Source organism: Vibrio sp. JPW-9-11-11 (genome assembly GCF_013369335.1).
Lineage (GTDB): Bacteria > Pseudomonadota > Gammaproteobacteria > Enterobacterales > Vibrionaceae > Vibrio.
The window spans coordinates 1-24,666 of record NZ_SZQJ01000006.1 but is presented as its reverse complement, the minus strand read 5'-3'; the positions used below and the strand labels follow the sequence as shown (position 1 = coordinate 24,666).

At 47.1% G+C, this 24,666-nt stretch carries 25 protein-coding genes and 3 tRNA genes; 20 read left to right on the top strand and 8 right to left on the bottom strand.

Annotated features, from left to right (window positions below):
• The first annotated feature begins 10 nt into the window (after positions 1-10).
• From FCU94_RS09940 to FCU94_RS09930, 3 genes are all read left to right on the top strand, one after another.
• Positions 11-658: a DUF2057 family protein gene (locus FCU94_RS09940; RefSeq protein ID WP_176288393.1), complete on the top strand. Its 648-nt coding sequence runs from the start codon at positions 11-13 to the stop codon at positions 656-658.
• Between the two features lie 99 nt (positions 659-757).
• Positions 758-2,185: a glutamate--tRNA ligase gene (gltX, locus tag FCU94_RS09935; protein ID WP_176288392.1), complete on the top strand. Its 1,428-nt coding sequence runs from the start codon at positions 758-760 to the stop codon at positions 2,183-2,185.
• A 252-nt stretch (positions 2,186-2,437) separates the two neighbouring features.
• Complete coding sequence (locus FCU94_RS09930; protein ID WP_176288391.1) at positions 2,438-3,412, top strand: OmpA family protein; 975 nt, start codon at positions 2,438-2,440, stop codon at positions 3,410-3,412.
• 67 nt (positions 3,413-3,479) lie between these two features.
• Here FCU94_RS09930 and FCU94_RS09925 read toward each other — a convergent pair whose 3' ends face one another.
• The 3 genes from FCU94_RS09925 to FCU94_RS09915 all read right to left on the bottom strand — a co-directional run bounded on the left by FCU94_RS09925 (position 3,480) and on the right by FCU94_RS09915 (position 5,361).
• Entirely contained in the window at positions 3,480-3,986 is a 507-nt protein-coding gene (locus FCU94_RS09925) for a Fe3+-citrate ABC transporter substrate-binding protein (protein ID WP_176288390.1), read from the bottom strand.
• Between the two features lie 112 nt (positions 3,987-4,098).
• Positions 4,099-4,175 (bottom strand) — tRNA-Arg (locus tag FCU94_RS09920).
• Between the two features lie 52 nt (positions 4,176-4,227).
• Positions 4,228-5,361: a flagellar assembly protein FlgT gene (locus FCU94_RS09915; RefSeq protein WP_176288389.1), complete on the bottom strand. Its 1,134-nt coding sequence runs from the start codon at positions 5,359-5,361 to the stop codon at positions 4,228-4,230.
• A gap of 163 nt (positions 5,362-5,524) precedes the next feature.
• Between FCU94_RS09915 and FCU94_RS09910 the strand changes: the two genes are divergently transcribed.
• Positions 5,525-6,160 carry a FlgO family outer membrane protein gene (locus FCU94_RS09910; protein ID WP_176288388.1) on the top strand — a complete coding sequence of 212 codons (636 nt, stop codon included), beginning with the start codon at positions 5,525-5,527 and terminating at the stop codon, positions 6,158-6,160.
• Between the two features lie 9 nt (positions 6,161-6,169).
• Positions 6,170-6,601, top strand: a complete 432-nt coding sequence (gene flgP, locus FCU94_RS09905; RefSeq protein WP_176288387.1) for a flagellar assembly lipoprotein FlgP — start codon at positions 6,170-6,172, stop codon at positions 6,599-6,601.
• Positions 6,602-6,676: 75 nt separating this feature from the next.
• Here the strand turns inward: flgP and FCU94_RS09900 are convergent, their stop codons facing one another.
• From FCU94_RS09900 to flgA, 3 genes are all read right to left on the bottom strand, one after another.
• Positions 6,677-7,102, bottom strand: coding sequence for a flagella synthesis protein FlgN (locus FCU94_RS09900; RefSeq protein WP_176288386.1), 426 nt, complete (start codon positions 7,100-7,102; stop codon positions 6,677-6,679).
• Between the two features lie 18 nt (positions 7,103-7,120).
• A complete protein-coding gene (gene flgM / locus FCU94_RS09895) occupies positions 7,121-7,435 on the bottom strand; it encodes a flagellar biosynthesis anti-sigma factor FlgM (RefSeq protein ID WP_176288385.1) in 315 nt (104 codons plus the stop codon).
• 81 nt (positions 7,436-7,516) lie between these two features.
• Positions 7,517-8,263, bottom strand: a complete 747-nt coding sequence (flgA, locus tag FCU94_RS09890; protein WP_176288384.1) for a flagellar basal body P-ring formation chaperone FlgA — start codon at positions 8,261-8,263, stop codon at positions 7,517-7,519.
• 76 nt (positions 8,264-8,339) lie between these two features.
• Here flgA and FCU94_RS09885 point away from each other — a divergent pair, with 76 nt between their 5' ends.
• The 15 genes from FCU94_RS09885 to FCU94_RS09815 all read left to right on the top strand — a co-directional run bounded on the left by FCU94_RS09885 (position 8,340) and on the right by FCU94_RS09815 (position 24,239).
• Positions 8,340-9,266 carry a chemotaxis protein CheV gene (locus tag FCU94_RS09885; RefSeq protein WP_176288383.1) on the top strand — a complete coding sequence of 309 codons (927 nt, stop codon included), beginning with the start codon at positions 8,340-8,342 and terminating at the stop codon, positions 9,264-9,266.
• An 11-nt stretch (positions 9,267-9,277) separates the two neighbouring features.
• Positions 9,278-10,105: a protein-glutamate O-methyltransferase gene (locus FCU94_RS09880; RefSeq protein WP_176288382.1), complete on the top strand. Its 828-nt coding sequence runs from the start codon at positions 9,278-9,280 to the stop codon at positions 10,103-10,105.
• Between the two features lie 249 nt (positions 10,106-10,354).
• Positions 10,355-10,753: a flagellar basal body rod protein FlgB gene (gene flgB / locus FCU94_RS09875; RefSeq protein WP_176288381.1), complete on the top strand. Its 399-nt coding sequence runs from the start codon at positions 10,355-10,357 to the stop codon at positions 10,751-10,753.
• Positions 10,754-11,170 carry a flagellar basal body rod protein FlgC gene (gene flgC, locus FCU94_RS09870; protein WP_176288380.1) on the top strand — a complete coding sequence of 139 codons (417 nt, stop codon included), beginning with the start codon at positions 10,754-10,756 and terminating at the stop codon, positions 11,168-11,170. It begins immediately after the preceding gene.
• A 10-nt stretch (positions 11,171-11,180) separates the two neighbouring features.
• Positions 11,181-11,891 carry a flagellar hook assembly protein FlgD gene (gene flgD / locus FCU94_RS09865; RefSeq protein ID WP_176288379.1) on the top strand — a complete coding sequence of 237 codons (711 nt, stop codon included), beginning with the start codon at positions 11,181-11,183 and terminating at the stop codon, positions 11,889-11,891.
• Between the two features lie 39 nt (positions 11,892-11,930).
• Complete coding sequence (flgE, locus tag FCU94_RS09860; protein WP_176288378.1) at positions 11,931-13,235, top strand: flagellar hook protein FlgE; 1,305 nt, start codon at positions 11,931-11,933, stop codon at positions 13,233-13,235.
• Between the two features lie 197 nt (positions 13,236-13,432).
• Positions 13,433-14,182: a flagellar basal-body rod protein FlgF gene (flgF, locus tag FCU94_RS09855; RefSeq protein ID WP_176288377.1), complete on the top strand. Its 750-nt coding sequence runs from the start codon at positions 13,433-13,435 to the stop codon at positions 14,180-14,182.
• A gap of 19 nt (positions 14,183-14,201) precedes the next feature.
• Positions 14,202-14,990 carry a flagellar basal-body rod protein FlgG gene (gene flgG / locus FCU94_RS09850; RefSeq protein ID WP_176288376.1) on the top strand — a complete coding sequence of 263 codons (789 nt, stop codon included), beginning with the start codon at positions 14,202-14,204 and terminating at the stop codon, positions 14,988-14,990.
• Between the two features lie 20 nt (positions 14,991-15,010).
• Positions 15,011-15,790 (top strand): flagellar basal body L-ring protein FlgH, encoded by a 780-nt coding sequence (gene flgH / locus FCU94_RS09845; RefSeq protein WP_176288375.1) that lies wholly within the window; start codon positions 15,011-15,013, stop codon positions 15,788-15,790.
• Positions 15,791-15,853: 63 nt separating this feature from the next.
• The gene (locus tag FCU94_RS09840) at positions 15,854-16,945 is read left to right on the top strand and encodes a flagellar basal body P-ring protein FlgI (RefSeq protein WP_176288374.1); all 1,092 of its coding nucleotides are present in this window, start codon (positions 15,854-15,856) and stop codon (positions 16,943-16,945) included.
• An 11-nt stretch (positions 16,946-16,956) separates the two neighbouring features.
• Positions 16,957-17,865 (top strand): flagellar assembly peptidoglycan hydrolase FlgJ, encoded by a 909-nt coding sequence (gene flgJ, locus FCU94_RS09835; RefSeq protein WP_176288373.1) that lies wholly within the window; start codon positions 16,957-16,959, stop codon positions 17,863-17,865.
• A 168-nt stretch (positions 17,866-18,033) separates the two neighbouring features.
• Positions 18,034-19,908, top strand: coding sequence for a flagellar hook-associated protein FlgK (gene flgK / locus FCU94_RS09830; RefSeq protein ID WP_176288372.1), 1,875 nt, complete (start codon positions 18,034-18,036; stop codon positions 19,906-19,908).
• Positions 19,909-19,917: 9 nt separating this feature from the next.
• Positions 19,918-21,111: a flagellar hook-associated protein FlgL gene (gene flgL / locus FCU94_RS09825; protein WP_176288371.1), complete on the top strand. Its 1,194-nt coding sequence runs from the start codon at positions 19,918-19,920 to the stop codon at positions 21,109-21,111.
• A 352-nt stretch (positions 21,112-21,463) separates the two neighbouring features.
• Positions 21,464-22,609, top strand: coding sequence for a flagellin (locus FCU94_RS09820; RefSeq protein WP_176288370.1), 1,146 nt, complete (start codon positions 21,464-21,466; stop codon positions 22,607-22,609).
• 496 nt (positions 22,610-23,105) lie between these two features.
• On the top strand, positions 23,106-24,239 hold the full coding sequence (locus FCU94_RS09815) for a flagellin (RefSeq protein WP_176288369.1): 1,134 nt from the start codon (positions 23,106-23,108) through the stop codon (positions 24,237-24,239).
• Positions 24,240-24,396: 157 nt separating this feature from the next.
• On the opposite strand, the gene FCU94_RS09810 is transcribed toward FCU94_RS09815, so the two are convergent.
• Positions 24,397-24,481: transfer RNA gene (locus tag FCU94_RS09810), tRNA-Leu, on the bottom strand.
• An 86-nt stretch (positions 24,482-24,567) separates the two neighbouring features.
• A tRNA-Gln gene (locus FCU94_RS09805) sits at positions 24,568-24,642 on the bottom strand.
• Between the last annotated feature and the right edge of the window lie 24 nt (positions 24,643-24,666).

Sequence of the window (24,666 nt, the reverse complement as noted above, 5' to 3'; positions counted from 1 at the left end):
GGAAAAGGGAATGAAACAACTTATTCTAACCGTGGCTTTGTTGGTCATGAGCGGCATGACGTGTGCTCAAGTGATCATTCAAACCGATAGTCGAGTAGAAATTCTCGCAGTCAATCAGCCGCTCAACCCAGTGCCTAAGACAGCGAAAGGTGACCTGAGCATGGCTAATGGTCAACAGCAGCTTTTGTTACGTGTGACTGCCATGGTGGATGGCAATGGGGGGAAGAGAAAATTTCATTCCCACCCTATGGTCGTTCGCTTTGAAGCAAACAATGAGACGCTGCTATTTACCACGCCTTTCGCGATTCGTGACCAGCGTGGGGTGGATAAGTTTGAAAAGAATCCGACGGTGAAAGTCACCCGCAATGGTGAGCCAGTCCGCATCGTGATGGACCAAATTGCCAACCAATCTTTCGCTTTGATTAACGATTATGATGCGATGTTAGCCGAGTATAATCGGACGGGGGGTGTGGCTGCGATACCACAAGATTTAGCCTCAAATACGATTCACAGCCGCAGCACGGTACCAGAGTCACCTCCACGAGAGTCAACGGGGGATCTGCCAGTATTGAAGCAAATTGAGGCCGATTTTTTGTCGATGACGCCAGAGCAACGCCAGGCGTTTATCTCTTGGGCGGTAAAACATATTAACGATTGATTGTAGATTTGCATATCGGTGCTAAAATAACGCGCAATTTTGGCACTGCCCTCGTAGAGTTAGGGCGTGCGGTCATTTAGACAATCAAGGTATTTATACATGACGGTTAAAACTCGTTTTGCTCCTAGCCCAACAGGCTACCTTCACGTTGGTGGTGCGCGTACTGCACTTTACTCATGGCTATACGCTAAAGCTCAAGGCGGTGAATTCGTTCTACGTATCGAAGATACCGACCTAGAGCGTAACTCTCAGGAAGCGGTTGATGCGATCCTAGAAGGCATGCAATGGATGGGGCTTGAGTGGGATGAGGGTCCATATTTTCAATCGAAGCGTTTTGACCGATACAATGAAATGATCGACAAATTGCTTGCTGAAGACAAAGCCTACAAGTGTTACGCATCTAAGGAGCTGCTTGAAGAAATTCGTGCAGAGCAAGAGGCGGCGAAAGAAATGCCACGTTACGATGCGAACCATCCTAAAATCGTTGCGGCCAATGCAGCGGCAAAAGAGGGCGATGCGTATGTGGTTCGTTTCCGTAACCCAAAAGAAGGCAGCGTAGTATTTGATGACCAAATTCGTGGCCGTATCGAAATCGCAAACAGCCAGTTGGATGACTTAATCATCCGTCGTACTGACGGCGCACCTACTTATAACTTTGTCGTCGTTGTCGATGACTGGGATATGGGCATCACGCATGTTGTTCGCGGTGAAGACCACATCAACAACACGCCGCGTCAAATCAACATCTATGAAGCACTCGGTGCGCCAGTGCCAACATTTGCTCACTGTGCAATGATCTTGGGGGATGATGGTGCGAAGTTGTCTAAGCGTCATGGCGCGGTTTCAGTGATGCAATACCGCGATGAAGGTTACCTACCCAACGCACTGAATAACTATTTAGTCCGTCTAGGTTGGTCTCATGGCGATCAAGAAATCTTCTCTCGTGAAGAGATGATTGACCTATTTACGCTTAACGCGATCTCTAAATCTGCGTCGGCATTTAACACAGAGAAGCTACTGTGGTTGAACAACCACTACATCAAGACGTCTGCACCTGAGTACGTGGCCGAGCATTTACAATGGCACCTAGATAACCAAAAACTAAACGTAGCAAACGGCCCGGCAATCACTGAAGTGATCAAGCTAGTTGGTGAGCGTTGCAACACGCTCGTCGAGTTGGCAGAGCAAATTCGCTACTTCTACGAAGACTTTGCTGAGTTTGAAGCCGGTGCTGCTAAGAAGCATTTACGCGGCGTGGCTAAAGAGCCTTTAGAGCTTGCTCTAGCGAAAGTTGAATCTTTAGCAGAGTGGACAACCGTAAACATCAAACAAGGTGTTATTGCCGCTGTGTGTGAAGAGCTTGAGATTGGTATGGGCAAAATCGGCATGCCGCTTCGCGTTGCAGTTACGGGTGGCGGTCAGTCGCCTTCCGTAGACGCGGTTATGGAGCTGATTGGCAAAGAGCGTTGTATCGCTCGCATCAAGATGGCACTGGCCTTTATCGCAGAGCGCGAAGCCAACGCCTAACCTCGGCACAAAGAACAACCGCAGCTTACACGCTGCGGTTTTTTTGTGCCTTAGTTTTGATGTTTGGCCAGGCTAACCAAATGGCCGCGCTATTTTTGAGGTTGGCTAGTCAAAGTTTTGTTAACTGTGCCGCACTATTATTGTTTTTGTATATGCTTAAGTGGCACGCTAGAGAGTGTGGCTATCGTTTATTGTCTCTTGGTAATGGTGGGTCACTCAATTTGATAAAAGAATAAACAAGGTAGGAAGAGTATGAAAAAGTTAGCAGTGGTGGTATCGAGTGCATTGATGATGGCATCAACCGCAACCAATGCGGAGCTTTATCTTGGTGCCAAAGCCGGTAAGTCTTGGTTAGATGATGCCTGTACATCAGCGACGGCCATTTGTGATGATGAATCTATGACGGCTGGGGTATTTGCTGGGTACGAATGGTTAGACTTTCTATCCATCGAAGCCGGATACGACTATTTGGGTGAGTTCAGCGCAGCAGAGTTTAGCGATGAGAAAGTTCATGCGTACACGTTGGCGCCTAAGGTCAACTTAGCGTTAAATGAAGATTGGTCTTTATATGGTAAGCTCGGTGGGGCGCGCGTAGACTATGGCAATCACTATGATAATTCGTTTCTTGGCGCGGTTGGTTTTGAACTTGACTCTCACAAAAATGTCACCGTACGGATTGAGTACCAACGCCTCACTGATGTCAGTAATCCTTGGGTCACAGCAAAAGCGAATAGCGCAACACTAGGGTTGGTGTATAAATTTGGCGCTAGCCAACCATCATCTGCTGAACCTATGGTTATGGAAGAAAAGGTGGTTGAGGAAGTCGTTGAGGCGACACCTGAGATGGAGGCCGCTCCGGTGGTTAAAACCTTCCAAGCTCAGGTTATCGACTCAGGCGCTTTTGCCCTCGATAGTGCAACGCTCAAACCAGAAAGCCAGCCGGTGCTTGATGAGCTTGTGAGCTTTATGAAGCGGTTTCCTCAATCGACCGTTGTTGTGACTGGTTACACCGATTCGTCTGGCTCGGCTGCATACAACCAAACACTGTCTGAAAAGCGAGCTCAATCGATCGCGACAGCTTTGATTGAGCAAGGGATTGAACCTGAACGTATCAACGCATCGGGGCAAGGAGAAAACAATCCAATTGCAACCAACGATACCCCTCAAGGGCGAGCGAAGAATCGTCGCGTAGAAATTTTCGTGCCTGAGTTCGAATACCAAGAGTAGTCGCTCCTCTGGCCCTCGATAATCAAAAGCCTTGGTCGGCGACCAAGGCTTTTTTCTGTCTGTTTGACTATTTAAGGTCGATACTGTTTAAACGCCCCATAAACTCAAGGATTTCTAAGTTGTCTTTGTTCGCTTCTAAGAGCGCTTTTTTCGTTTTGGTGTAAGCGGCGAGCCGACCATGTTTTTTAATCGAGCAGACGACACTGCGATAGATAAGCTTGCCATTGGCATCATAGTTGCGCCATGCGGCAATGTAGCATTCGTCCTTCGCGTCTGGATTCTCTTTGGTTGGTCTGGGTTTAAAAATGATCTTAGGCTCAAGAGAATGTGGAAGGCGGGTCATTAAATAAGGGTCTTTTAGTAGCTTACGCCAGAACTTGCCCCACATTTCGCTGCCCAACTCGTTTCTAAGCTTAATGGCCTTTTTCAGGCCTTTTTTTTCACCGATGCGGATGTAACCGACGGAGCGGTGCAACACCTTGTCGTCAGGCGTATGAATATGGATTTTGAACGCTGTCTTAGCTTTTGAAATAAAGCGGTGGCCCGTGTTAGTTTCTAGATTACTCTTCTTCATAGCCTGGCTATCGATAACTTTGTTAATAGATATTCTAGATGAAACTTGCCAAATCGTGAAGACATCTGAAAACAAAGAGCCACAACTGATGAACAGTCGTGGCTCTAATATGTGGCGCTCCCGACAGGATTCGAACCTGTGACCTGCCCCTTAGGAGGGGGCCGCGCTATCCAGCTGTGCCACGGGAGCATTCTTTTATGATACTGATTCTTAATAAAAAGTTAAGTACCTAAATGTCTATTTACAACTGTTTGTGCATCACGTCGCCAATCTGGATGCTGCCTGCAAGCTCGGCTTGGTCGACAGTCAGCTCTGCTTCATTTTCATACACTCGAGATACGGTCAGCGTAATATCGGTTTCGCTTACTTTGTTGCGTGGTAAGCCTCGTTGATCGATGAACGATCCCGTATGCCATAGATGCAATTTGTCACCTTCTTGAACGCCATGGATACGCCCAAGATCCATGGTAATGGTATTGCCCCACTTGGCGACCACTTCGGGTAGCGTGATTTTACATGAAATCTCTGACTCGAGATCGAGCATGATATTGCGGCTTACTCGTAGCATCATATCGCCGTAAGTCGACGCCCAGAAGCGTGCACTGCGCGTATCTACCTGGCTGGTTTTAGCAAAGGGCCAGCGCGCCACTTCGCGATAATTGCGATTGTAGACTTCGTTGCCGGTTTTGCCGTCATAGACAGTCATTTCTAGTGCGAACTGGCGGTTAATAACGTCGTCGCCTAACAGTTTACTTTCAATCGTGGCGGTTAAATCAGTAATGACGCCGCCTATTATGTATTGAGCGCCAGTGTCTTCGGCAATCATCTTCAGTCGTTCTGGAAAGCGTTTATTGATCTCAAAGTCTGTGGTGCCAACAGAGATAAAGTTGCTTGACTCCTGATCCAGCTGTCGGTTGATCACTTTGGCAAAGTCATCTCCGAGGTCATAAACTTGGCCCATTACCGCTTGTTGTGGTGAGGCAATATCGACATTGCCGACCAAAAATGTCTTTTTATACTGACTGACGTGGCAACCCGTTGCCGATGGGTAGATATCGATTCGCGCCCTTACAAACATGGTCCCACGGCGCACCATCTGCTCTTCTACGAGAATGTAACGAATTTCGCTGTTGGTAAATTGGTATTCGGTGCGGCTACTCTCCAGTAGTGGGCGTAGATTCGCAATACTGCCGATGTCGGCGCCTGAAAAGCTAACGGCTTTATACAACGCATCTTCCAGAGCATGAATACGTGCTACCTCTTCAGAGGAGACAACGGTCGCTGAACCTGTCACTTCATACCAACCCGCAGACACAGCATGACTCCACAAACTAATGGAGAGCGTAGAGAGCAAGATAAGCAGAGATTTTTTCATGTTTATTTACCAAGTTGGTTCATTTTTTGCTTAATATTTTTTAGCGGATTTGGGCGTTGCTTTTCAAAATGATCGCACAGGATGAAAAGCAAAGAATGTTCCACTTTTAGAAGAGAGCGAAAAGATTCGACATTCTAAGCCCTAATGTATCGGAGATTAGAGAATGAAAAGATGGCTATCGCTAGTGCCCGTGGTGTTTCTCACTGCCTGTGCCTATGCTCCCATTTATAATGGTAAAGAACCTTACCCGGGTTCGCAGTTTTTGTTGATGGAAAGTCCGCGTCATACTCTTGACTTTTTTGTCGAAAGCATGACAGAAGACTTAATGGTTTCGAACACCAGTGTGTCTGCACGCACCCCGATTGCGGTCACCTCTTTTGTTGATTTGCAGAATATGGACGCGACAAACTGGTTAGGGAACTCAGTGTCTGAAGGTTTTATCCATCAGTTCCAAAGACGCGGCTTTAAAGTGGTCGACTTCAAAACGACCGGATCCATTCAAGTAACGCATCAAGGTGACTTTGCTTTTAGCCGAGATTGGAAAGATCTCGCTCAAGAGCAAGATATCCAGTACGTTCTGACGGGAACAATGCTTCGCCAAGAAGGTGGGGTGCTAGTGAACGCTAGAGTGGTGGGGATGCAATCGCGCGTTGTTGTTGCGACAGCACAAGGCTTTTTACCTGCTGATCGTATCGGTCGAGATCTCGATACTTTGAACAGCATTCGTACTCAAGATGGTGTGTTGATTCGTTCAGATCCGACCATTACTCAACCATATACTGTTATTTTGCGTCCATAGGGAGATCACATGAAAAAGCTATTACTCCTCGCGTTCGCGTTGGTTATGGTTGGGTGTCAACCGCTTAATAATATGCGTCCTGACGATTTTCTCACTGCAGTCGGTTACGCCAGCATCAGTGAGCAGCTAGGCCGGAACGAGGAAGAGAAGCAAGTGCGTGCGATGCGTGCTTCTAAAATCGATGCGTACCGAGAATTGGCCGAGCAGGTTTATGGCATGCGTGTCAGTGGCCGAGCAGACCTTAAAGATCAGCGACTAGGTACTGAGCTAACTTCGGGAGCGGTGGACGGTGTGATTCGTGGTGCCGAAGTGGTACGCAGTTATAAAGTGGGTGACAGTTATGTGACTGAGCTGCGCCTCGATATTGAGAAAATGAACAAGCTACGTGACTACGGTGAAGTTCAACAGGTACCCGAGAAAAGGCAACAAACACTATTCTGATCGAATGACTCTCCTCCGACTACAAACAAAAAGCGGCAATCTTGGATTGCCGCTTTTTGTGTTACTTGCTATTGATTAGGCTTTGATATTGGTGCCCAAGGTCGTCACATTTTTAGTTTGACCTTCGGCGGTGTATGTCATGCCGAGTTTACCCTGAGATTGCTGCATCAGATTGTTGAGTTTATTGAAACTGAGTTGCGCACGTTGTAGGGCTTCGCCATTGATATCGTTTTTCTGCTGACATTCGCTGACCAAATCACGAATTTCATCGACCAGAGGGCTCAACTCTGGATCGGAATTCAAGTTCTCGACGTCAGGGTGACGACGAATACGTTCGTCCGTTGTCTGCAATTGTTCAATCAAAGTGATTTTTTGTTTGGCACACTGCTCGATTTCTTTAGACGCTCGGTTTGCTATCGCATGCTTTTCTTGCTCAAGGACCTGACTTAGCTCCTGAGCGTTTTTGTGCTGAAACTCGATTAAACCTAATAGTGCCGCCATAATCTAATTACTCGCCGTTTACAGTCCGCCAAGTTCTTTTTCGAACTTCATCATGTTATCTGCAAGTTTTTCTGGATTTACGGTGTAAGATCCATTGGCAATCGCTTCTTTAATTGCGGCCACCTTCGCTTGGTCAAAGCTTGGCTGGGCAGCCATTTGAGTATGCATCTCGCCCATCGCTTTACCCTGTGAGCTAAGTGAAACCGCATCTTGAGCGACGCTGGATTTTTTTGCTGAGTCAGAACCACTTGTTGGACTGCTTTCATTACGCACGGAACTTCGCGTTGAAGTCGAGAGCGGTTGTCCCGAGCGTATGTTATCGATACCTGCCATATTTGAGCCTTTTTTTAGATAGATACTTGTACTGTCAATATCGACAATCGCAGCGCAAACTTTAGCTTTTTTTTCATTCAGCTAAAACACCACGGTTACTTCAGAAATTCCAGTCACGCGTCCTTCAATTATACGGTTGGATTTACTATTTTTCACTCTTATCTGTTCACCGTGTGAACCATCTGTCAGTGCCACCCCTTTTGTGGTGATGGTCATCCCTAAGTTTGTTGCTTTAATGGTGACGGTTTCATTGCGACATACCACACAGATATCGCGTTGTTCAATGATTTCTCCTTCGCGGAGGTTTTTCTTGGTTTTTGCGCCGACAACGGCGTCAATTGAGGAAAAGCCTTGCCGCCTAAAGCGTTGCAGGTCTACCATACTAATAGTAACGTCTTGTGGCGAGATAAGTTGTCCGCGTGATAGCGCTGTGGTTAAAACCACTTGCGGGCCGGTTCGAGTCAAACGCACGGGCACATAAATACGCCAATTGTCGTCTGGACATTCTACGAGCACAGTAATATTACTTGCACTAGGATTAACAGAAGAAGAGGACGCGTTGAGCCCAGTCGGACAATCAGAGGCAAAAATCCGAGTATCGATATTGGCAGCTGAGGCTTCAAGTGTACCGCCTGAAGGCCATTCAACTGTCGAGACTATGTACTCCTCTGCAGCGAGTTGAATAGCTTCAATCTGGCTTTGTGTTGCAGATGTCGCTGAAAAACTAAAGAAAAACAAGAAAAAGCCGATAGACTTATAAAACTTTTTATAGAAAGCTCTACAATTAGTTATGGAAAACGAGCAGAAGGGTGATTTAGGATATTTCATTCTGTTTCTCATCTGTTTTCATCACGTAGAGTAGACTACCATTTTTTTGCATGAAGTTTGAGATGGAGATGAGCTTATGACGGGTATTCTTGATTCAGTGAATCAGCGTACACAACTCGTCGGTCAAAACCGATTAGAACTCCTAACGTTTCGCCTGATGGGGCGCCAACGTTACGGTATTAACGTATTCAAAGTAAAAGAGGTTCTTCAGTGCCCCAAGCTCACTTTAATGCCAAATTTACACCCTTTGGTTAAAGGGGTTGCCCACATTCGCGGCCATACCGTTTCCGTGATTGATTTAAGTTTGGCCGTCGGTGGTAGACCAACCACAGATGTCGACAAAGCGTTTGTAGTGATTGCCGAATTTAACCGTACAATTCAAGCTTTCTTAGTGACCTCGGTAGAGCGTATCATTAATATGCACTGGGAAGCGATTTTGCCACCGCCGGAAGGGGCGGGTAAATCGAATTACCTTACCGCGGTAACCAATATCGACAACGAATTGGTCGAAATCCTCGATGTCGAGAAGATCCTTGCAGAAATCGCACCAATTGATGAAACGATGGATGCATCGATCGGTGAAGAAATTGCTCAAGCCGAAACAGAAAAAGAGATTGTTCGTCGTATACTGATTGCGGATGACTCGACTGTTGCTCGTAAGCAGGTCGAACGAGCGATAACCTCGCTTGGTTTTGAGTGCGTGTCAGTTATCGACGGCAAGAAAGCATACGAAAAACTGACTGAAATGGCGGCAGAGGGCAGTATCTACGAGCAAATTTCACTTGTGATATCAGATATTGAAATGCCGGAAATGGACGGCTATACATTAACAGCAGAGATCAGACGTAATCCAGATCTGAAAGATCTTTATGTTATTCTTCACTCATCACTCAGTGGTGTGTTTAACCAAGCGATGGTGGAGCGAGTTGGCGCGAACTCATTCATCGCCAAATTTAATCCAGATGAGCTTGGTAATGCGGTAAAAGCTGCACTTACAAAATAAAAGAGACGTTAATGACAGCGATAACTATAAGCGATCAAGAGTATCGTGATTTCAGCCGCTTTTTGGAGTCACAGTGTGGTATCGTACTTGGTGACAGTAAGCAATACTTAGTGAGAAGTCGTTTGAGTCCACTGGTCACTAAGTTCAAGCTGGCCTCATTGTCAGATTTGCTCAGAGATGTTGTGACAGGGCGTAACCGCGAGTTGCGTGTTGCCGCAGTAGATGCCATGACCACGAATGAAACCCTCTGGTTTCGTGATACTTATCCGTTTGAAGTTTTAGCCAATAAGTTGTTGCCGGAAGTGGCGGCAAGCAAACGCCCGATCAAAATTTGGTCTGCGGCAAGTTCTTCTGGTCAGGAGCCGTACTCAATGGCCATGACCATTTTAGAAACTCAGCAACGTAAACCAGGCATGTTGCCGAGTGTGTCGATTACCGCCACTGATATTTCTGCAAGTATGCTGGATATGTGTCGCGCGGGGGTTTACGACAACCTTGCTTTAGGACGTGGTTTATCTCCAGAGCGCCGACGCAACTTTTTTGAAGATGCGGGCGATGGTCGAATGAAAGTGAAAGACAATGTTAAACGCTTGGTGAATTTTCGTCCGCAGAACCTGATGGACAGCTATGCGTTGTTGGGTAAGTTTGACATTATCTTCTGTCGAAATGTATTGATTTACTTTTCTCCTGACATGAAATCTCAGGTGCTTAATCAGATGGCCAACAGCCTAAACCCTGGTGGGTATTTACTGTTAGGGGCGTCTGAATCCTTGACCGGATTGACGGATAGGTTTGAAATGGTTCGCTGCAACCCAGGTATTATCTACAAACTCAAATAGCTTCCCCTTAACTATCATTTTCTTTCGCGCCCAGCAGACCTGCTGGGCGTTTTTGTATCCCTCTTTGCTTTACTTCTATACTCTTCGATGAGTCATTCCAAACTCTATTTGTGAGTAACACAAGTCAGTAAAGTTGGCTTAGTTATTGCTCTACCAATCACGAAAGCAAATTGATGGATATTTTTATAGTTGGTACGCAAATTGCTTTTACTTTTACAGTAACGGTCAGTTCTTTGAGTAGAGGTCAACATGGCTATTTCTTTTGACAACGCATTAGGTATCCACCAATACACGGTGGGCGTACGTGAGCGCAATGCTGAGGTGATTTCCACCAACATTGCTCAAGCGAACACGCCTGGTTACAAGTCTAAAGGGATGGACTTTCAAAAGGCATTACAAGCGGCAACATCAGAGGCAAGCATTGGGCTTAGCCGTACTGATAGTCGGCATATTCCTGCCTCTACCCGCGTGACAGGTGAAGTTATGTATCGTCTTCCGACACAGCCTGACACAGGTGATGGCAATACGGTGGATGTGGACTTGGAGCGTAATTTGTTTATGCAAAACCAAATCCGACACCAAGCATCACTTGACTTCTTAGGAAGTAAATTCAAGAACTTAACGAAAGCTATAAAAGGGAGTAACTAGATGAGCTTATTTAACGTTTTCAATGTCACTGGTTCTGCCATGAGCGCTGAATCTGTTCGTCTAAATACGACCTCGAGTAACTTGGCCAACGCAGACAGTGTTTCTAGCTCCGCTAAAGACACCTATAAAGCGCGCCATGCGGTATTCGGTGCTGAGTTAAGTAAGGCAAAGTATGGCCGCGACCATACGGTGCCGGTGAAAGTGATGGGCATTATTGAAAGCGACAAACCGCTCAGCGCGGAGTACAACCCTGATCACCCACTCGCGAATGACGAAGGTTATATCTATAAACCGAACGTTAATGTGATGGAAGAAATGGCCAACATGATATCTGCCTCACGCTCGTACCAGACGAACGTTCAAGTTGCAGATGCTAGTAAACAAATGCTGCTGCGTACGCTGCAGATGGGTCAATAGGAGATAGAGTATGGCCGGAGACATTAACAATGTTGGTCAAAGCGGCTTGTCCTATATTGACCAGCTTAAACAACTTCAAGAGAAGAATAAGCCGAATGAGACCACAGGTAAGCAAGATCTTAAACAAGAAGACTTCTTATCTTTGCTCACTAAGCAGCTTGCTCAGCAAGACCCGTTTAAGCCGGTCAGTAATGACCAGATGATTGCGCAAATGGCGTCTTTCGCGACCGTTGATGGTATTGGCAAAATGAACAATCAGTTCGAAACGCTCAATGCCTCAATGACCTCAAACCAGGCTTTGCAAGCGTCTTCCTTGGTAGGACGTGATGTGCTGGTTCCAGGTGCGGCTGGCGTTAAACAAGATGACGGCAGTATGGCTGCCATGGTCAAGCTTCCACAATCGGTTGATAACTTGATGGTAAGAGTCGAAGACCAAATGGGGCAGCTAGTTCGTACCTTCGATGTCGGCGCTAAACCTCCGGGTGACAGTCGCGTTGAGTGGGACGGCAAAGATCAGAACGGTAATCCATTGCCGGCTGGCAAATACAAGGTGAAAGCCTCGGGTTTGTTAGATGGGGCCGCGAAAGAGTTTGAGGTTTCGACCTATGCAAACGTCAATAGCGTCCTGTTAGGTAAAGGTGATGGTAACGTACTACTCAATCTGGCTGGCTTTGAGTCGCCAGTTCGACTTGCTGAAGTACTAGAAGTTGGCAAAGCGTAACTCTCAAGTAGATATGCTAGCTAGATAGGAGATTTTGGAATGTCATATGTTGCACTAAGCGGTTTATCCGCAGCTCAGTTAGATCTGAATACCACCAGTAACAACATTGCGAACGCGAACACGTTCGGCTTTAAAGAGTCACGTGCAGAGTTTGGCGATGTTTACTCAAATTCACTCTTTACTCATGCGAAAACGACGCCTGGGCAAGGTGTTCAAGCAGCGCAGGTTGCTCAGCAGTTCCATGAAGGTTCAAGTATTTATACGAATAACCCGATGGACTTGCGAGTGTCCGGCACAGGGTTCTTTGCTGTCGCTAAAGACAGACTCACACCGACCTCCAATGAGTTAACTCGAAATGGGGCATTCCACCTCAATAAAGATAACTACATGGTAACGGCCAATGATGAGTTTTTACTTGGCTACCAAGTTAACCCGGACACCGGTGATGTGCTCTCCTATGAGCCGTCGCCTATCAACATTCCAAAAGAGTTCGGTAAACCAAAACAAACGTCGAATATTGATGTGGGTGTTAACCTACCTGCAAATGGCGACCTCAAAGATCCGGCGCTGTTTGATTATACCGATCCAGAAACCTATAACCGTTCTACGTCATCAACGATTTATGACTCTATGGGGCAGTCGTACAAGCTGACGACTTACTACCTCAAAGATCAAAATCAGCCTAATACGTGGCAAACTTACTACACTGTCACCGACAGTGCGGGTGAGAAACCAATCAATATTGTGGGTGGTGATGCCACGAGCCCTACCGGGCACATCGGTCATACTATGCGTTTTAACAACGACGGCACACTGGCAAGCTTGAACAATGGACAAAACATTGTATCTGAACCATTAGGTGCGGGAGCAAACCCAGTCGACCTCAACGGTGCAGACGTCAATCAAACTCTGTCGTTCGGGCTTGATAGTGCCACTCAGTTTGCCGCACCATTCGAGTTGACTAAGTTTGATGAAGACGGGGCAACGACTGGCTTCTTGACCAAAGTTGATATCGATGAAAACGGCAGCGTTCTTGGAACCTACTCAAACGGTGAAGCGAACACTCTCGGCCGTGTTGCTTTGGTACGTGTTGCCAATGAGCAAGGTCTAGACAAGAAAGGTGGTACTCAGTGGGATGCAACTCAGATGTCGGGCGCGAAAGTCTGGGGTGAGTCGAACAAAGGTTCATTTGGTACCATTAACAGTGGTGTCCTTGAACAATCTAACATCGATATGACGCAAGAGCTGGTCGATTTGATTTCAGCACAACGCAACTTCCAAGCGAACTCTCGTTCTCTTGAAGTTCACAATCAAACTCAGCAGAACATCTTGCAGATTCGTTAATCCATTAACGATAGCGATAACGGGGGTAAGTGGGTGGCAAACATCTGCTTACTCCTTTGCCCCTGTGGCAAATGCTCTTATCTATCTTTTCCCCTCTTTTTTGCCGTACTTTCACCAACTCATTGAAAAACAGTTACTTTTAATAATGGCACACCAATTGCTTATATCACTGTGAATTGTGATTTTTGGAGCAAATTATGGATCGTGCACTGTTTCTCGCTATGAGCGGCGCCAAGCAAAACATGCAGGCATTGCAGCTCAGAGCGAACAACCTAGCCAACGTCAGCACTACGGGATTCCGTGCTGATTTAGCGCAAGCTCGCTCAATGCAAGCGTATGGTGATGGCTTACCAAGCCGAGTATTCAGTATGACAGAGCGCCCGGGACATAATTTCCAGCAAGGCAGTGTGATCACCACAGGCCGAGACCTTGATGTCACCATTCAAGGAGATGGCTGGATAGCGGTGATGGATAAGACAGGCAAAGAAGGCCTGACACGTAACGGTAACCTCAACATTGATGCCAACGGATTGTTAACCAACGGCAATGGCAACCTTGTACTAGGTGAAACCGGCGCTCCGATCACCTTGCCGATCCCCATCAGCAAAGTCGAAATTGGTAACGACGGCACTATTTCTGTGGTTCCTCAGGGAGCACCAGCGGATGCCATTGAGGTTGTTGACCGAATTAAGCTTACGCGTACCAATAATCAATCACTATTCAAAGATATTAACGGCTTGTTCCGTGCAAAAGATCCTAATGCGGCATACGAAGCGGATGCCGGTGTCAAACTGCTCACAGGCGCAATTGAGGGAAGTAACGTCAATGCGATTGGCGAAATGACTAACTTGATTGACTTGCAACGCCAATTTGAGATGCAAGTAAAAATGATGAGCACTGCAGAAGACATGGACAAAGCGTCTGACTCTCTGCTTCGTATGAGCTAATAGAATTTAGGAGAAGGTTATGCATCCGGCATTGTGGGTAAGTAAAACGGGCTTAGATGCCCAACAAACCAATATTTCAACCATTTCAAACAACCTAGCGAACGCCTCCACCGTTGGTTTTAAGAAAAGCCGCGCGGTGTTTGAAGATTTGTTTTATCAGAATATTAACCAACCTGGTGGTCAGTCATCGCAAAATACTGAGTTACCCAGTGGCCTTATGCTTGGGGCGGGTTCTAAAGTGGTGGCGACGCAGAAAGTTCACACCCAAGGTAATACTCAAACCACCAATAACAGCCTCGATATGATGATCGAAGGCGATGGCTTTTTCCAGATTTTGATGCCTGACGGCAACATTGGCTATACACGCAACGGTCAGTTTACCGTTAATGATGAAGGGGTGATTGTGACTTCTGGTGCGGGGTATTCACTCGAGCCTGAAATCGCGATTCCAGAAGATGCCATCAGTATCACGGTCGGCACTGATGGTGAAGTTTCAGTGCGGGTACGAGGCCAACAGGATAACCAAGTAGTGGGTCAGATCGCGACGGTCGACTTCATCAACCCGGGTGGGCTTGAGCCAGTAGGGCAAAACCTCTACTTGCCGACGGGCGCTAGTGGCGATCCACAAGAAGGAGTACCGGGTTTTGATGGTTTCGGCGAAGTAAGACAGTCGATGCTTGAAACATCGAACGTGAACGTTACTGAAGAACTGGTCAATATGATCGAAGCGCAACGTGTGTACGAGATGAACTCGAAAGTGATCTCGGCGGTCGACAAAATGATGAGTTTTGTCAATCAGCAACTTTAAGCTTCTACGGGGATAAGAGAATGAATCGATTACTCGCGCTATTGATAATGGTCGTCATGTCTGGCTGTACCATGTTAGAACCACCTGTAGAGACTCCCGATGTCGTTCAAGGCACGACCAATGTCGATGCGGTCGAAGGGGATAAATCTGAGCAGGAAAGTTCCGGTATGATCGATACGCTCCGCGGCAGGACTGATCCGGTTGCCGGTGATCCTGCTTGGGCACCAATTCACCCTAAACATCAGCCAGAGCACTACGCGGCAGAAACCGGGTCACTGTTCAATACGGCTAGCACCACCAGCCTGTACGATGACTACAAACCTCGCGGAATTGGCGACATCATCACAGTCACATTAGACGAGCAAACCAAGGCGGCTAAAAGCTCGGATGCCGACTTATCAAAAAATAACGATGCATCGATGGACCCGCTTGAAGTGGGCGGGCAGCAGTTAAACATCGGCGATTACAACTTCTCGTACAATTTGAGCAACGATAACAACTTCAGTGGCAGCGCAGCGGCGAATCAGAGTAATAGCATTTCAGGTTCGATTACGGTAGAAGTCATCGAAGTGTTGGCTAACGGCAACTTGGTCATACGTGGTGAAAAATGGCTAACGCTCAATACGGGTGACGAATATATTCGTCTCAGCGGTACCATTCGCCCTGATGACATCGACTATGAAAATACGATTGCTTCAACCCGTATTTCAAATGCGAGAATTCAGTACTCTGGGACGGGTACGCAGCAAGATATGCAAGAACCTGGCTTCTTGGCACGATTCTTTAATGTCTCTCTCTAATTCCATCTGATGCCGCTTTTTTGGCGCGAGCTCGGTGGCTAAGGTAAGAGAATAGGTAAGATTATGAAAAAGTGTGTGATCCTAATTACAAGCTGGTTGTTAATCGCGACAAGCGTGCATGCCGCGCGGATCAAAGATGTCGCGCAAGTCGCAGGCGTACGTAGTAACCAATTGGTCGGTTACGGCTTAGTGACTGGGTTGCCAGGTACCGGCGAGAGCACACCGTTTACCGATCAAAGCTTTAATGCCATGTTGCAAAAGTTCGGCATTCAATTGCCACCAGGCACCAAGCCGAAAACAAAAAACGTCGCCGCAGTATTGGTCACCGCAGAGCTACCCGCTTTCTCTAAGCAAGGTCAAACCATAGACGTCACCGTGTCTTCCGTTGGCGCGGCAAAAAGTCTGCGTGGCGGTACGCTGATGCAAACCATGTTGAAAGGTCTTGATGGGCAAATCTATGCCGTGGCTCAAGGCAACCTAGTGGTGAGTGGCTTTAGTGCCACTGGTGCCGATGGTTCTAAAATCGTGGGTAACAATCCAACGGCGGGGATGATCTCGAACGGTGCGATTGTTGAACGTGAAATACCATCCCCCTTTGGTCGCGGTGACTACATTACGTTCAATTTACTCGAATCAGACTTTACCACGGCTCAGCGTATGGCGGACGCGGTGAATAATTTCCTTGGCCCGCAAATGGCATCGGCGATTGACGCGACGTCAGTCAAAGTTCGTGCGCCGCGAGATGTCACGCAACGAGTAGCTTTTTTATCTGCAATTGAAAACCTAGAGTTTAACCCCGCGGATGGCGCGGCAAAAATCATCGTTAACTCACGCACTGGCACCATAGTTGTCGGTAAACATGTAAGATTGAAACCTGCAGCGGTCACGCACGGCGGTATGACAGTGGCGATTAAAGAGAACCTTAACGTCAGCCAGCCTAATGCGTTCGGTGGGGGGGAAACGGTCGTCGTGCCCGATACCGATATCGAGGTAACGGAAGAGCAAGGCAAAATGTTTAAGTTTGAGCCTGGTTTGACTCTTGATGATCTTGTACGAGCGGTTAACGAAGTGGGCGCGGCCCCTTCCGACTTAATGGCGATCTTACAAGCGCTGAAACAAGCGGGTGCGATCGAAGGACAGTTGATCGTTATCTAAGGAATGTAAAGATGATAAACAACGGCAATGATATTGGTTTTATTCACGACATTTCGAGCTTAGATAAGTTACGTCAACAAGCGGTAAATGGTGAAGAGGGCAGTGAGAAAGCTGCGTTGACAGCGGCGGCAAAACAGTTTGAAGCCATCTTTACCTCAATGTTGTTTAAATCCATGCGTGACGCAAACTCAACGTTTGAGTCGGGCCTGATGGACAGCCAAAACCAACAGTTTTACCGCCAAATGATGGATGAACAGATGTCATCTGAGCTGAGCTCTTCAGGATCTTTAGGGTTGGCAGATATGATTGTTGCTCAGCTTTCATCGGGTAACATTGAAAACCAAAGCGCCAACAATCGCAGCACCGATTTTGAAGCCTTAATGGATAAGGTCGATGCGGTGCGTAACGAACGCGCGCAGGCCACGACTGTTGAACCATCGGAGCCAGTACAGAGTTCTCGTTTTGACTCGCCAGAGTCTTTTGTCGCGTCAATGAAACCCTACGCTGAGAAAGCGGCGCGCGCATTAGGTGTCGATTCATCGTTGTTACTTGCTCAAGCAGCGTTAGAAACGGGATGGGGGCAAAAGGTAGTCAATAACGCCCGCACCAGCAGCAATAACCTTTTTAATATCAAAGCAGACAGAAGTTGGAGTGGTGACAAAGTTGCCACGCAAACGTTAGAGTACCATCAAGGTGTGCCGGTGAAAGAGCAGGCGGCGTTCCGTTCTTACTCTAACTACGAAGAGAGCTTTAACGATTACGTTCGTTTCCTCAATCAAAACCCTCGCTACACGACGGCACTGCGTCATGGTGGTAATGATGAAGCGTTTATTCGTGGCATTCATCAGGCGGGTTACGCCACCGACCCTACTTACGCGGATAAGGTGCTGCGCGTGAAACAGCGCATCGACCAGATGTAAAAGACTCACCTTCGGGTGAGTTTTTCGTTGGGCATGGACGTTGTCCTCTGCAGCGTATTGTTTTTAACTATCTCTTATCTCTGCTTTCTCTATTTGGCATATATATTGCTTTTACCTACTCAGACACTCAGTTTTTACTGATTTTTAAAGGTTTCTTTTGGGGGCAATATGGCGTCTGATCTTCTGAATCTTGGTGCGCAAAGCGTACTGACGGCTCAGAGACAACTGAACACCACAGGTCATAACATCTCTAATGTGAATACAGAGGGTTATAGCCGCCAGTCGGTGATACAAGGCACAAATATGCCGCGCCAATACGGTGGGGAAACCTACGGTATGGGTGTCCATGTGGAAAAAGTTCGCCGCTCTTGGGATCAGTTTGCCGTTAATGAGCTGAATGTTTCTACCACCAACTATGCCAACAAAGTCGACAACGAAGAGAATCTAGAGATGTTATCTAGCATGCTCTCATCGGTCGCTTCGAAAAAAATTCCAGAGAACCTCAATGAATGGTTCGATAGCGTAAAGTCACTCGCTGACAGCCCCAATGACGTCGGTGCCCGTAAAGTGGTGTTAGAGAAAGCCGACCTGATTACTCAAAATCTCAACGATTTCCACGAGACTATCCGCCGTCAGTCCGACGTCACTAATAAGAAGCTTGATCTCGGCATTGAGCGTGTGAACCAGCTCGCCCTTGAGATTCGAGATTTGCATCGTTTGATGATGCGCACTCCTGGCCCGCACAACGACTTGATGGACACGCACGAAAAGCTGGTGGCGGAGCTGTCTGAATACACTAAGGTCACGGTCACACCCCGTAAAAATGCGGAAGGCTTTAATATTCATATCGGCAATGGCCATACACTCGTGTCAGGGACCGAAGCCAGTGAACTGAAAATGATTGATGGCTACCCTGATGTTCATCAACGTCGCTTAGCTATGGTTGAAGGTAAGGGCATTAAAGCGATTACGACCAAAGACATAGACGGTAAGATTGGTGCCATGCTTTCAATGCGTGACGAAAAAATTCCGCAATTAATGGATGAGCTCGGTAAGCTAGCTACCTCATTCTCTTATGAAGTCAATAAGTTACAGTCGCAAGGTTTAGACCTGCGTGGCAACATTGGTGGGCTAATATTTACCGATGTTAACTCTGAGATTGTCGCGAAATCACGTGCGGTTATCCCCGCTAACTCTAATGCCGAGGTGGCGGTCTATATCGAAAATACGGCTGACTTGGTCGGTGGCGAGTACTCGTTGCAGTACACCGATGGCGACTATTACATTACCCGCCCCTCCGGTGAGCAGTTTGCTGTGCCAGTCGTGGATGATGCGATTACTCTCGATGGTTTACGGATTGAAATTCGCCAAGATTTGCAAGCGGGTGAACGTGTGCTTCTGCGACCAACACGTAGTGGCGCTGCGCAGATGAAGCTTGAGACCAATGATCCAAGCGATATTGCCGCGCAAAGTTATGAAGCATCGACGACGTTCGCTCAGGGCACAGCCAAGTTCCGCATTGAGCAAGCGGGCGACTTACGCGAGTTTGAGGTGGTGATTTCTCCCGATGGGACTCAATTTGCCGTCACCGATACCAAAGGCAATATTCTACTTCAACCTCAAGCGTACCCACCCTCAGGCGCGGTTACCGTGCAAGGGACCAGTTTTGAGCTGACAGAAGGCGCGTTGCCGAATGATAAGTTCACGGCAAACCTTGTCCCATCAGAAGGGGACAACGGTAACTTAAGAAAGATGCAAAACATTCAGACCGATAAAAAACTCAACGATGGTGAATCGACCATTTTAGATATTTATCACAATCTCAATACCGATGTGGGCCTGCAAATGTCGACGGCATCGCGCTTGACCGATGTTTCTCGGTTAGAGAAAGAGGCTGCGCAAGAGCGCGTCGCTTCAATTGCGGGGGTTAACCTCGATGAAGAAGCGGCCAATATGATGAAGTTTCAACAAGCCTATATGGCCTCGTCGCGGATTATGCAGGCCGCGAATGACACCTTCAATACGATTTTGGCATTGAGATAGGAGGCGTAAATGATGAACCGTATTTCCAGCTTCCATAACTATCAGTCAGTACAAAATGACCTTCGTCGTCAAGAAGCGAAAGTGCATCATAACCAAGCGCAGTTAGCATCGGGCAAGAAACTGATGAAGGCCAGTGATGACCCACTTGCGACCCACTACATCCAAAATATTGGTCAGCAGAAAGAGCAACTGCGCCAATACACAGATGCGATTGTTCTAACCCGCAACCGCTTAGAGCATCACGAAGTCATTATTTCGAACGCCGAGCAGTTTACTGATGAAGCAAAACGAACTGTGATGGAAATGATCAACGGTGCGTTATCACCAGAAGACCGCTTAGCGAAGCGCCGTGAAATCCAAGAGCTTGCCGCCAACTTTCTCAACTTGGTTAATGTACAAGATGAGTCCGGCAACTATATCTTTGCCGGTACCAAACCGAAGAACCAACCTTTCTTTCGAGATGGAAACGGCGAGGTGGTATACGCTGGGGATGATTACCAACGTAAGATGAAAATCTCGAACAGCCTTGAAATGCCTATTAACGATCCCGGCAGCAAGCTGTTTATGGAAATCGATAACCCGTTTGGTGACTTCTCTCCCCAGTACAACTTGCAAGAAGCTTCTGAGTTATTGCTAGAGCGAGCGATTAATTTGAATCCAGACGATAACTCTACCTACAAGGTGACTTTCGTCGATATGCCAGAAGGCAAATATGGTTATCAGCTGGAGCGTGATGGCTCTGTGGTTCAGGCCGATACATTTGATCCATCAAAAGGGATCAAATATGAAGATGTGACCATTCAGGTCAAAGGGCAAATCACTCGTGGAGATGAAATTACCCTAGAGCCTCGCCGCAGTTACAGTATTTTTGAAACGTTCAAAGAAGCGATGAAGTTATCTGAGGGGTCGGTATCGGATGCGTCTAACACCGCACAGTTACATCAGATAACCCAAGAGTTTCATGCTGCATTTATTCATTTAAACAAAGCACGTACCGATGTGGGTGCGCGTCTGAACACTCTTGATATTCAAGAAGAACAACATGACGACTTTAAAATGACCTTAGCTAAGTCTAAGAGCAATTTTGAAGATTTGGATTATGCCGAAGCGATTATTGAGTTTAATGAAAACTCGCGTGCGCTGCAGGCGTCACAGCAAGCGTTTGGTAAAACCAAAGACCTGACTTTATTTAATTACATCTAAGCTCAATGCCTTAAGTGCTGATGCCTTATGTGCGAGAAAGATGTAATGCCACGGGTGGCAAACGAGTGGCAAATTAGCGGCAATCAGGTTGCCGCTGGATTTGAATAGAAAATATTCGATCCGAATAAGGCCTGAACAAGTTATTTAAGTGACTAATATATTGGGACTTTTAAAAATCCCAATCAGGTTTCTTAAAATTGGCACACAACTTGAATTGTTTAGTGCAGAGTTGAACAAATAGGTTTTAAGTAGGTCACGAGCCTGCTTAGCAAGGCATTCACGGTCAGTGCTTCCAAATGAGACATAGCTGGCCGCTTCGCAAGCACTTGCGGACTCAATAGGAGAGCAAACTATGACCATTAATGTAAACACGAACGTGTCAGCGATGACCGCTCAACGTTACCTGAACAAAGCGACCGGTGATCTTAATACCTCAATGGAACGTTTGTCTTCAGGTCAAAAGATCAATAGCGCCAAAGATGACGCTGCGGGTCTACAGATTTCTAACCGCTTAACAGCGCAATCTCGTGGCCTGGATGTCGCGATGCGAAACGCCAATGACGGCATTTCGATCGCTCAGACCGCGGAAGGTGCGATGAACGAATCGACCTCGATTCTACAACGTATCCGTGACTTGTCGTTGCAATCGGCAAACGGTACCAACTCGGCTTCAGAGCGCCAAGCGCTGCACGAGGAAGTATCGGCTCTGCAAGACGAGCTGAACCGTATCGCCGAAACAACTTCGTTTGGTGGCCGTAAGCTACTCAACGGCTCGTTTGGTGAAGCATCATTCCAGATTGGTGCTAGTTCGGGTGAAGCGATCATCATGGGTTTGACCAGTGTTCGCGCGGATGAGCCACGCATGGGCGGCCAAAGTTTTATTTCTGACCCTGAAAAGGCGAAAGATAAAGACTGGGGCGTACCTGCCACTGCGAAAGATCTTAAGTTCGAGTTCACCACTAAAGAGGGTGAGGCGATCACGTTAGATATCATCGCCAAAGAAGGGGACGATATCGAAGAGGTGGCTACTTACATTAACGGTCAGACTGACAAGCTCAAAGCGTCGGTAGACCAAGATGGTAGGCTGCAAATCTTTGCCGCAGAGCCAAACTTAGAAGGTAACCTCAATATCTCTGGTGGGTTGGCGAGTGAACTTGGGTTGGAAGGCGGTGCTGGGGTGAAAACGACAGTACAAAACATTGATGTTCGCTCTGTGGGCGGCGCGCAAAACGCGGTAGGTATCGTGGATGCGGCACTGCAATACGTTGATTCTCAACGAGCGGATCTAGGTGCGAAACAAAACCGTCTCAGCCACAGCATCAACAACTTGGCTAATATCCAAGAAAACGTAGAAGCATCGAACAGTCGAATCCGTGATACAGACTTCGCGAAAGAGACCACCGCGATGACGAAAGCACAAATTCTGCAACAAGCGGGTACATCAATACTTGCTCAAGCAAAACAGTTGCCAAACTCTGCAATGTCACTATTGCAGTAGTGGTCAACGTCTTCACTAGCGTTAACCTAGACGTAGGGTTAGTGGAGGTGTGACGGCAAACATAGGTGATAAGGTTATGGAGTTCTCTCTCTCACCTGCTCCATTGCTGGAGTCACTTATGTAGCAGGCGGCCAAGCCAAGATCATTTCTCTCGATCTCCAATTGGTTTGGCTACCAAAATAGCCCCGGTTCTCTCAAAGGAAAAGGGGCTTTTCTTTTGCCCACGTAAAAAAAATAGCGCGTTCTGGGCTATTCTCTTCTTCAACGCAAGCGTTTGCTATCGGCGGTATACGTCAAAACTTTAGCAAGTTGTTTCATATTTGCTTGATTCATCAAGTTGCATTTAATCCCAGCTAATTTTCTCCTTTAAACACCAAATAGCTCTAAAGTTAATCAATTTTTAGTCGTTAATAAGGTTACTTTGAGAGAACTACTGGTTTACCGAGACGTCGGAAACCTGAACTCCGGTCTACGGAAATCAATAGGAGAAACCACTATGGCGGTTAATGTAAATACAAACGTTGCAGCAATGACAGCCCAGCGCTATTTAAATAGTGCGTCATCCGCTCAACAAGCGTCGATGGAAAGACTATCTTCCGGTTTTAAGATCAACAGCGCGAAAGACGATGCTGCAGGTCTACAAATATCAAATCGTTTGAATGTCCAAAGTCGCGGTCTAGATGTTGCGGTACGTAACGCGAATGATGGGATTTCTATGGCACAAACCGCAGAAGGTGCCATGAATGAAACCACCAATATCTTGCAACGTATGCGAGATCTATCACTACAATCTGCGAACGGCTCAAATTCGAAATCAGAGCGCGTGGCGATCCAAGAAGAGATCACCGCTTTGAATGATGAACTCAACCGTATCGCAGAAACCACCTCGTTTGGTGGTAATAAATTGCTTAACGGTACGTTTGCCACTAAGTCGTTCCAGATCGGTGCAGACAATGGTGAAGCAGTGATGCTCACGATGAACAATATGCGCAGTGATAACACCATGATGGGCGGTAACAGCTATGTTGCGGCCAATGGTCAAGGCAAAGACTGGGCGGTGCAAGAGGGTGCCAATGACTTAACTATTGCGCTGACCGATAAGTTTGGTCAAGAGCAAAATGTTACCATCAACGCCAAAGTTGGCGACGATATCGAAGAGCTGGCAACCTACATCAATGGTCAAACTGACCTTGTTAAAGCGTCGGTTGACGAAGATGGCCAGTTACAACTGTTCACCGATAACAATAACGTTGATGGCGTAGCGACCTTCGGTGGTAGCCTGGCGGGCGAACTGAGCATTGGTGAAGCGAAAGCGGTCACTGTCGACACCATTGATGTGACTTCAGTGGGTGGTGCGCAAGAGTCGGTGGCGATTGTGGATGCCGCGCTGAAGTTTGTTGATAGCCACCGAGCTGAGCTTGGTGCTTTCCAAAACCGCTTCAACCACGCAATCAACAACTTAGATAACATCAACGAAAACGTCAATGCGTCGAAGAGCCGAATCAAAGACACTGACTTTGCCAAAGAAACAACAGCATTGACTAAGTCTCAGATCCTGACTCAAGCATCGAGTTCTGTACTTGCGCAAGCAAAGCAAGCGCCCAACTCAGCGTTGGGGCTTTTAGGCTAAAAAGTTAATTTTTAGCACACTATAAAGTCATGACTTAAAGCAAAAATCCAGCTACTGCTGGATTTTTTTATTACTTACTGTAAGGGAACAAAGAGATAACACGCAAACGTGCTAGCAGAAAAAACAAAACCCAGCGCAAGGCTGGGTTTGATAATAATGGTGCGGAAGGAGAGACTTGAACTCTCACACCTTGCGGCGCCAGAACCTAAATCTGGTGCGTCTACCAATTCCGCCACTTCCGCAACTTAATTTATGGTTAAGAGAGCAATTGGTATAACTCACTTAACGTTGTATGCCTGACCGACTTATGGTCAACCATTCAAAAGAATGGCAGGGCTACCTGGATTCGAACCAGGGAATGGCGGCATCAAAAGCCGCTGCCTTACCGCTTGGCGATAGCCCTGCAGAAAACAACGATGTTGTTTCT

Bases quoted from the DNA above. Each gene is read 5' to 3' on its own strand.
- FCU94_RS09940 (WP_176288393.1), top strand. From the start codon at position 11: ATGAAACAACTTATTCTAACCGTGGCTTTGTTGGTCATGAGCGGCATG.
- gltX (WP_176288392.1), top strand. From the start codon at position 758: ATGACGGTTAAAACTCGTTTTGCTCCTAGCCCAACAGGCTACCTTCAC.
- FCU94_RS09930 (WP_176288391.1), top strand. From the start codon at position 2,438: ATGAAAAAGTTAGCAGTGGTGGTATCGAGTGCATTGATGATGGCATCA.
- FCU94_RS09925 (WP_176288390.1), bottom strand. From the start codon at position 3,986: ATGAAGAAGAGTAATCTAGAAACTAACACGGGCCACCGCTTTATTTCA.
- FCU94_RS09915 (WP_176288389.1), bottom strand. From the start codon at position 5,361: ATGAAAAAATCTCTGCTTATCTTGCTCTCTACGCTCTCCATTAGTTTG.
- FCU94_RS09910 (WP_176288388.1), top strand. From the start codon at position 5,525: ATGAAAAGATGGCTATCGCTAGTGCCCGTGGTGTTTCTCACTGCCTGT.
- flgP (WP_176288387.1), top strand. From the start codon at position 6,170: ATGAAAAAGCTATTACTCCTCGCGTTCGCGTTGGTTATGGTTGGGTGT.
- FCU94_RS09900 (WP_176288386.1), bottom strand. From the start codon at position 7,102: ATGGCGGCACTATTAGGTTTAATCGAGTTTCAGCACAAAAACGCTCAG.
- flgM (WP_176288385.1), bottom strand. From the start codon at position 7,435: ATGGCAGGTATCGATAACATACGCTCGGGACAACCGCTCTCGACTTCA.
- flgA (WP_176288384.1), bottom strand. From the start codon at position 8,263: ATGAAATATCCTAAATCACCCTTCTGCTCGTTTTCCATAACTAATTGT.
- FCU94_RS09885 (WP_176288383.1), top strand. From the start codon at position 8,340: ATGACGGGTATTCTTGATTCAGTGAATCAGCGTACACAACTCGTCGGT.
- FCU94_RS09880 (WP_176288382.1), top strand. From the start codon at position 9,278: ATGACAGCGATAACTATAAGCGATCAAGAGTATCGTGATTTCAGCCGC.
- flgB (WP_176288381.1), top strand. From the start codon at position 10,355: ATGGCTATTTCTTTTGACAACGCATTAGGTATCCACCAATACACGGTG.
- flgC (WP_176288380.1), top strand. From the start codon at position 10,754: ATGAGCTTATTTAACGTTTTCAATGTCACTGGTTCTGCCATGAGCGCT.
- flgD (WP_176288379.1), top strand. From the start codon at position 11,181: ATGGCCGGAGACATTAACAATGTTGGTCAAAGCGGCTTGTCCTATATT.
- flgE (WP_176288378.1), top strand. From the start codon at position 11,931: ATGTCATATGTTGCACTAAGCGGTTTATCCGCAGCTCAGTTAGATCTG.
- flgF (WP_176288377.1), top strand. From the start codon at position 13,433: ATGGATCGTGCACTGTTTCTCGCTATGAGCGGCGCCAAGCAAAACATG.
- flgG (WP_176288376.1), top strand. From the start codon at position 14,202: ATGCATCCGGCATTGTGGGTAAGTAAAACGGGCTTAGATGCCCAACAA.
- flgH (WP_176288375.1), top strand. From the start codon at position 15,011: ATGAATCGATTACTCGCGCTATTGATAATGGTCGTCATGTCTGGCTGT.
- FCU94_RS09840 (WP_176288374.1), top strand. From the start codon at position 15,854: ATGAAAAAGTGTGTGATCCTAATTACAAGCTGGTTGTTAATCGCGACA.
- flgJ (WP_176288373.1), top strand. From the start codon at position 16,957: ATGATAAACAACGGCAATGATATTGGTTTTATTCACGACATTTCGAGC.
- flgK (WP_176288372.1), top strand. From the start codon at position 18,034: ATGGCGTCTGATCTTCTGAATCTTGGTGCGCAAAGCGTACTGACGGCT.
- flgL (WP_176288371.1), top strand. From the start codon at position 19,918: ATGATGAACCGTATTTCCAGCTTCCATAACTATCAGTCAGTACAAAAT.
- FCU94_RS09820 (WP_176288370.1), top strand. From the start codon at position 21,464: ATGACCATTAATGTAAACACGAACGTGTCAGCGATGACCGCTCAACGT.
- FCU94_RS09815 (WP_176288369.1), top strand. From the start codon at position 23,106: ATGGCGGTTAATGTAAATACAAACGTTGCAGCAATGACAGCCCAGCGC.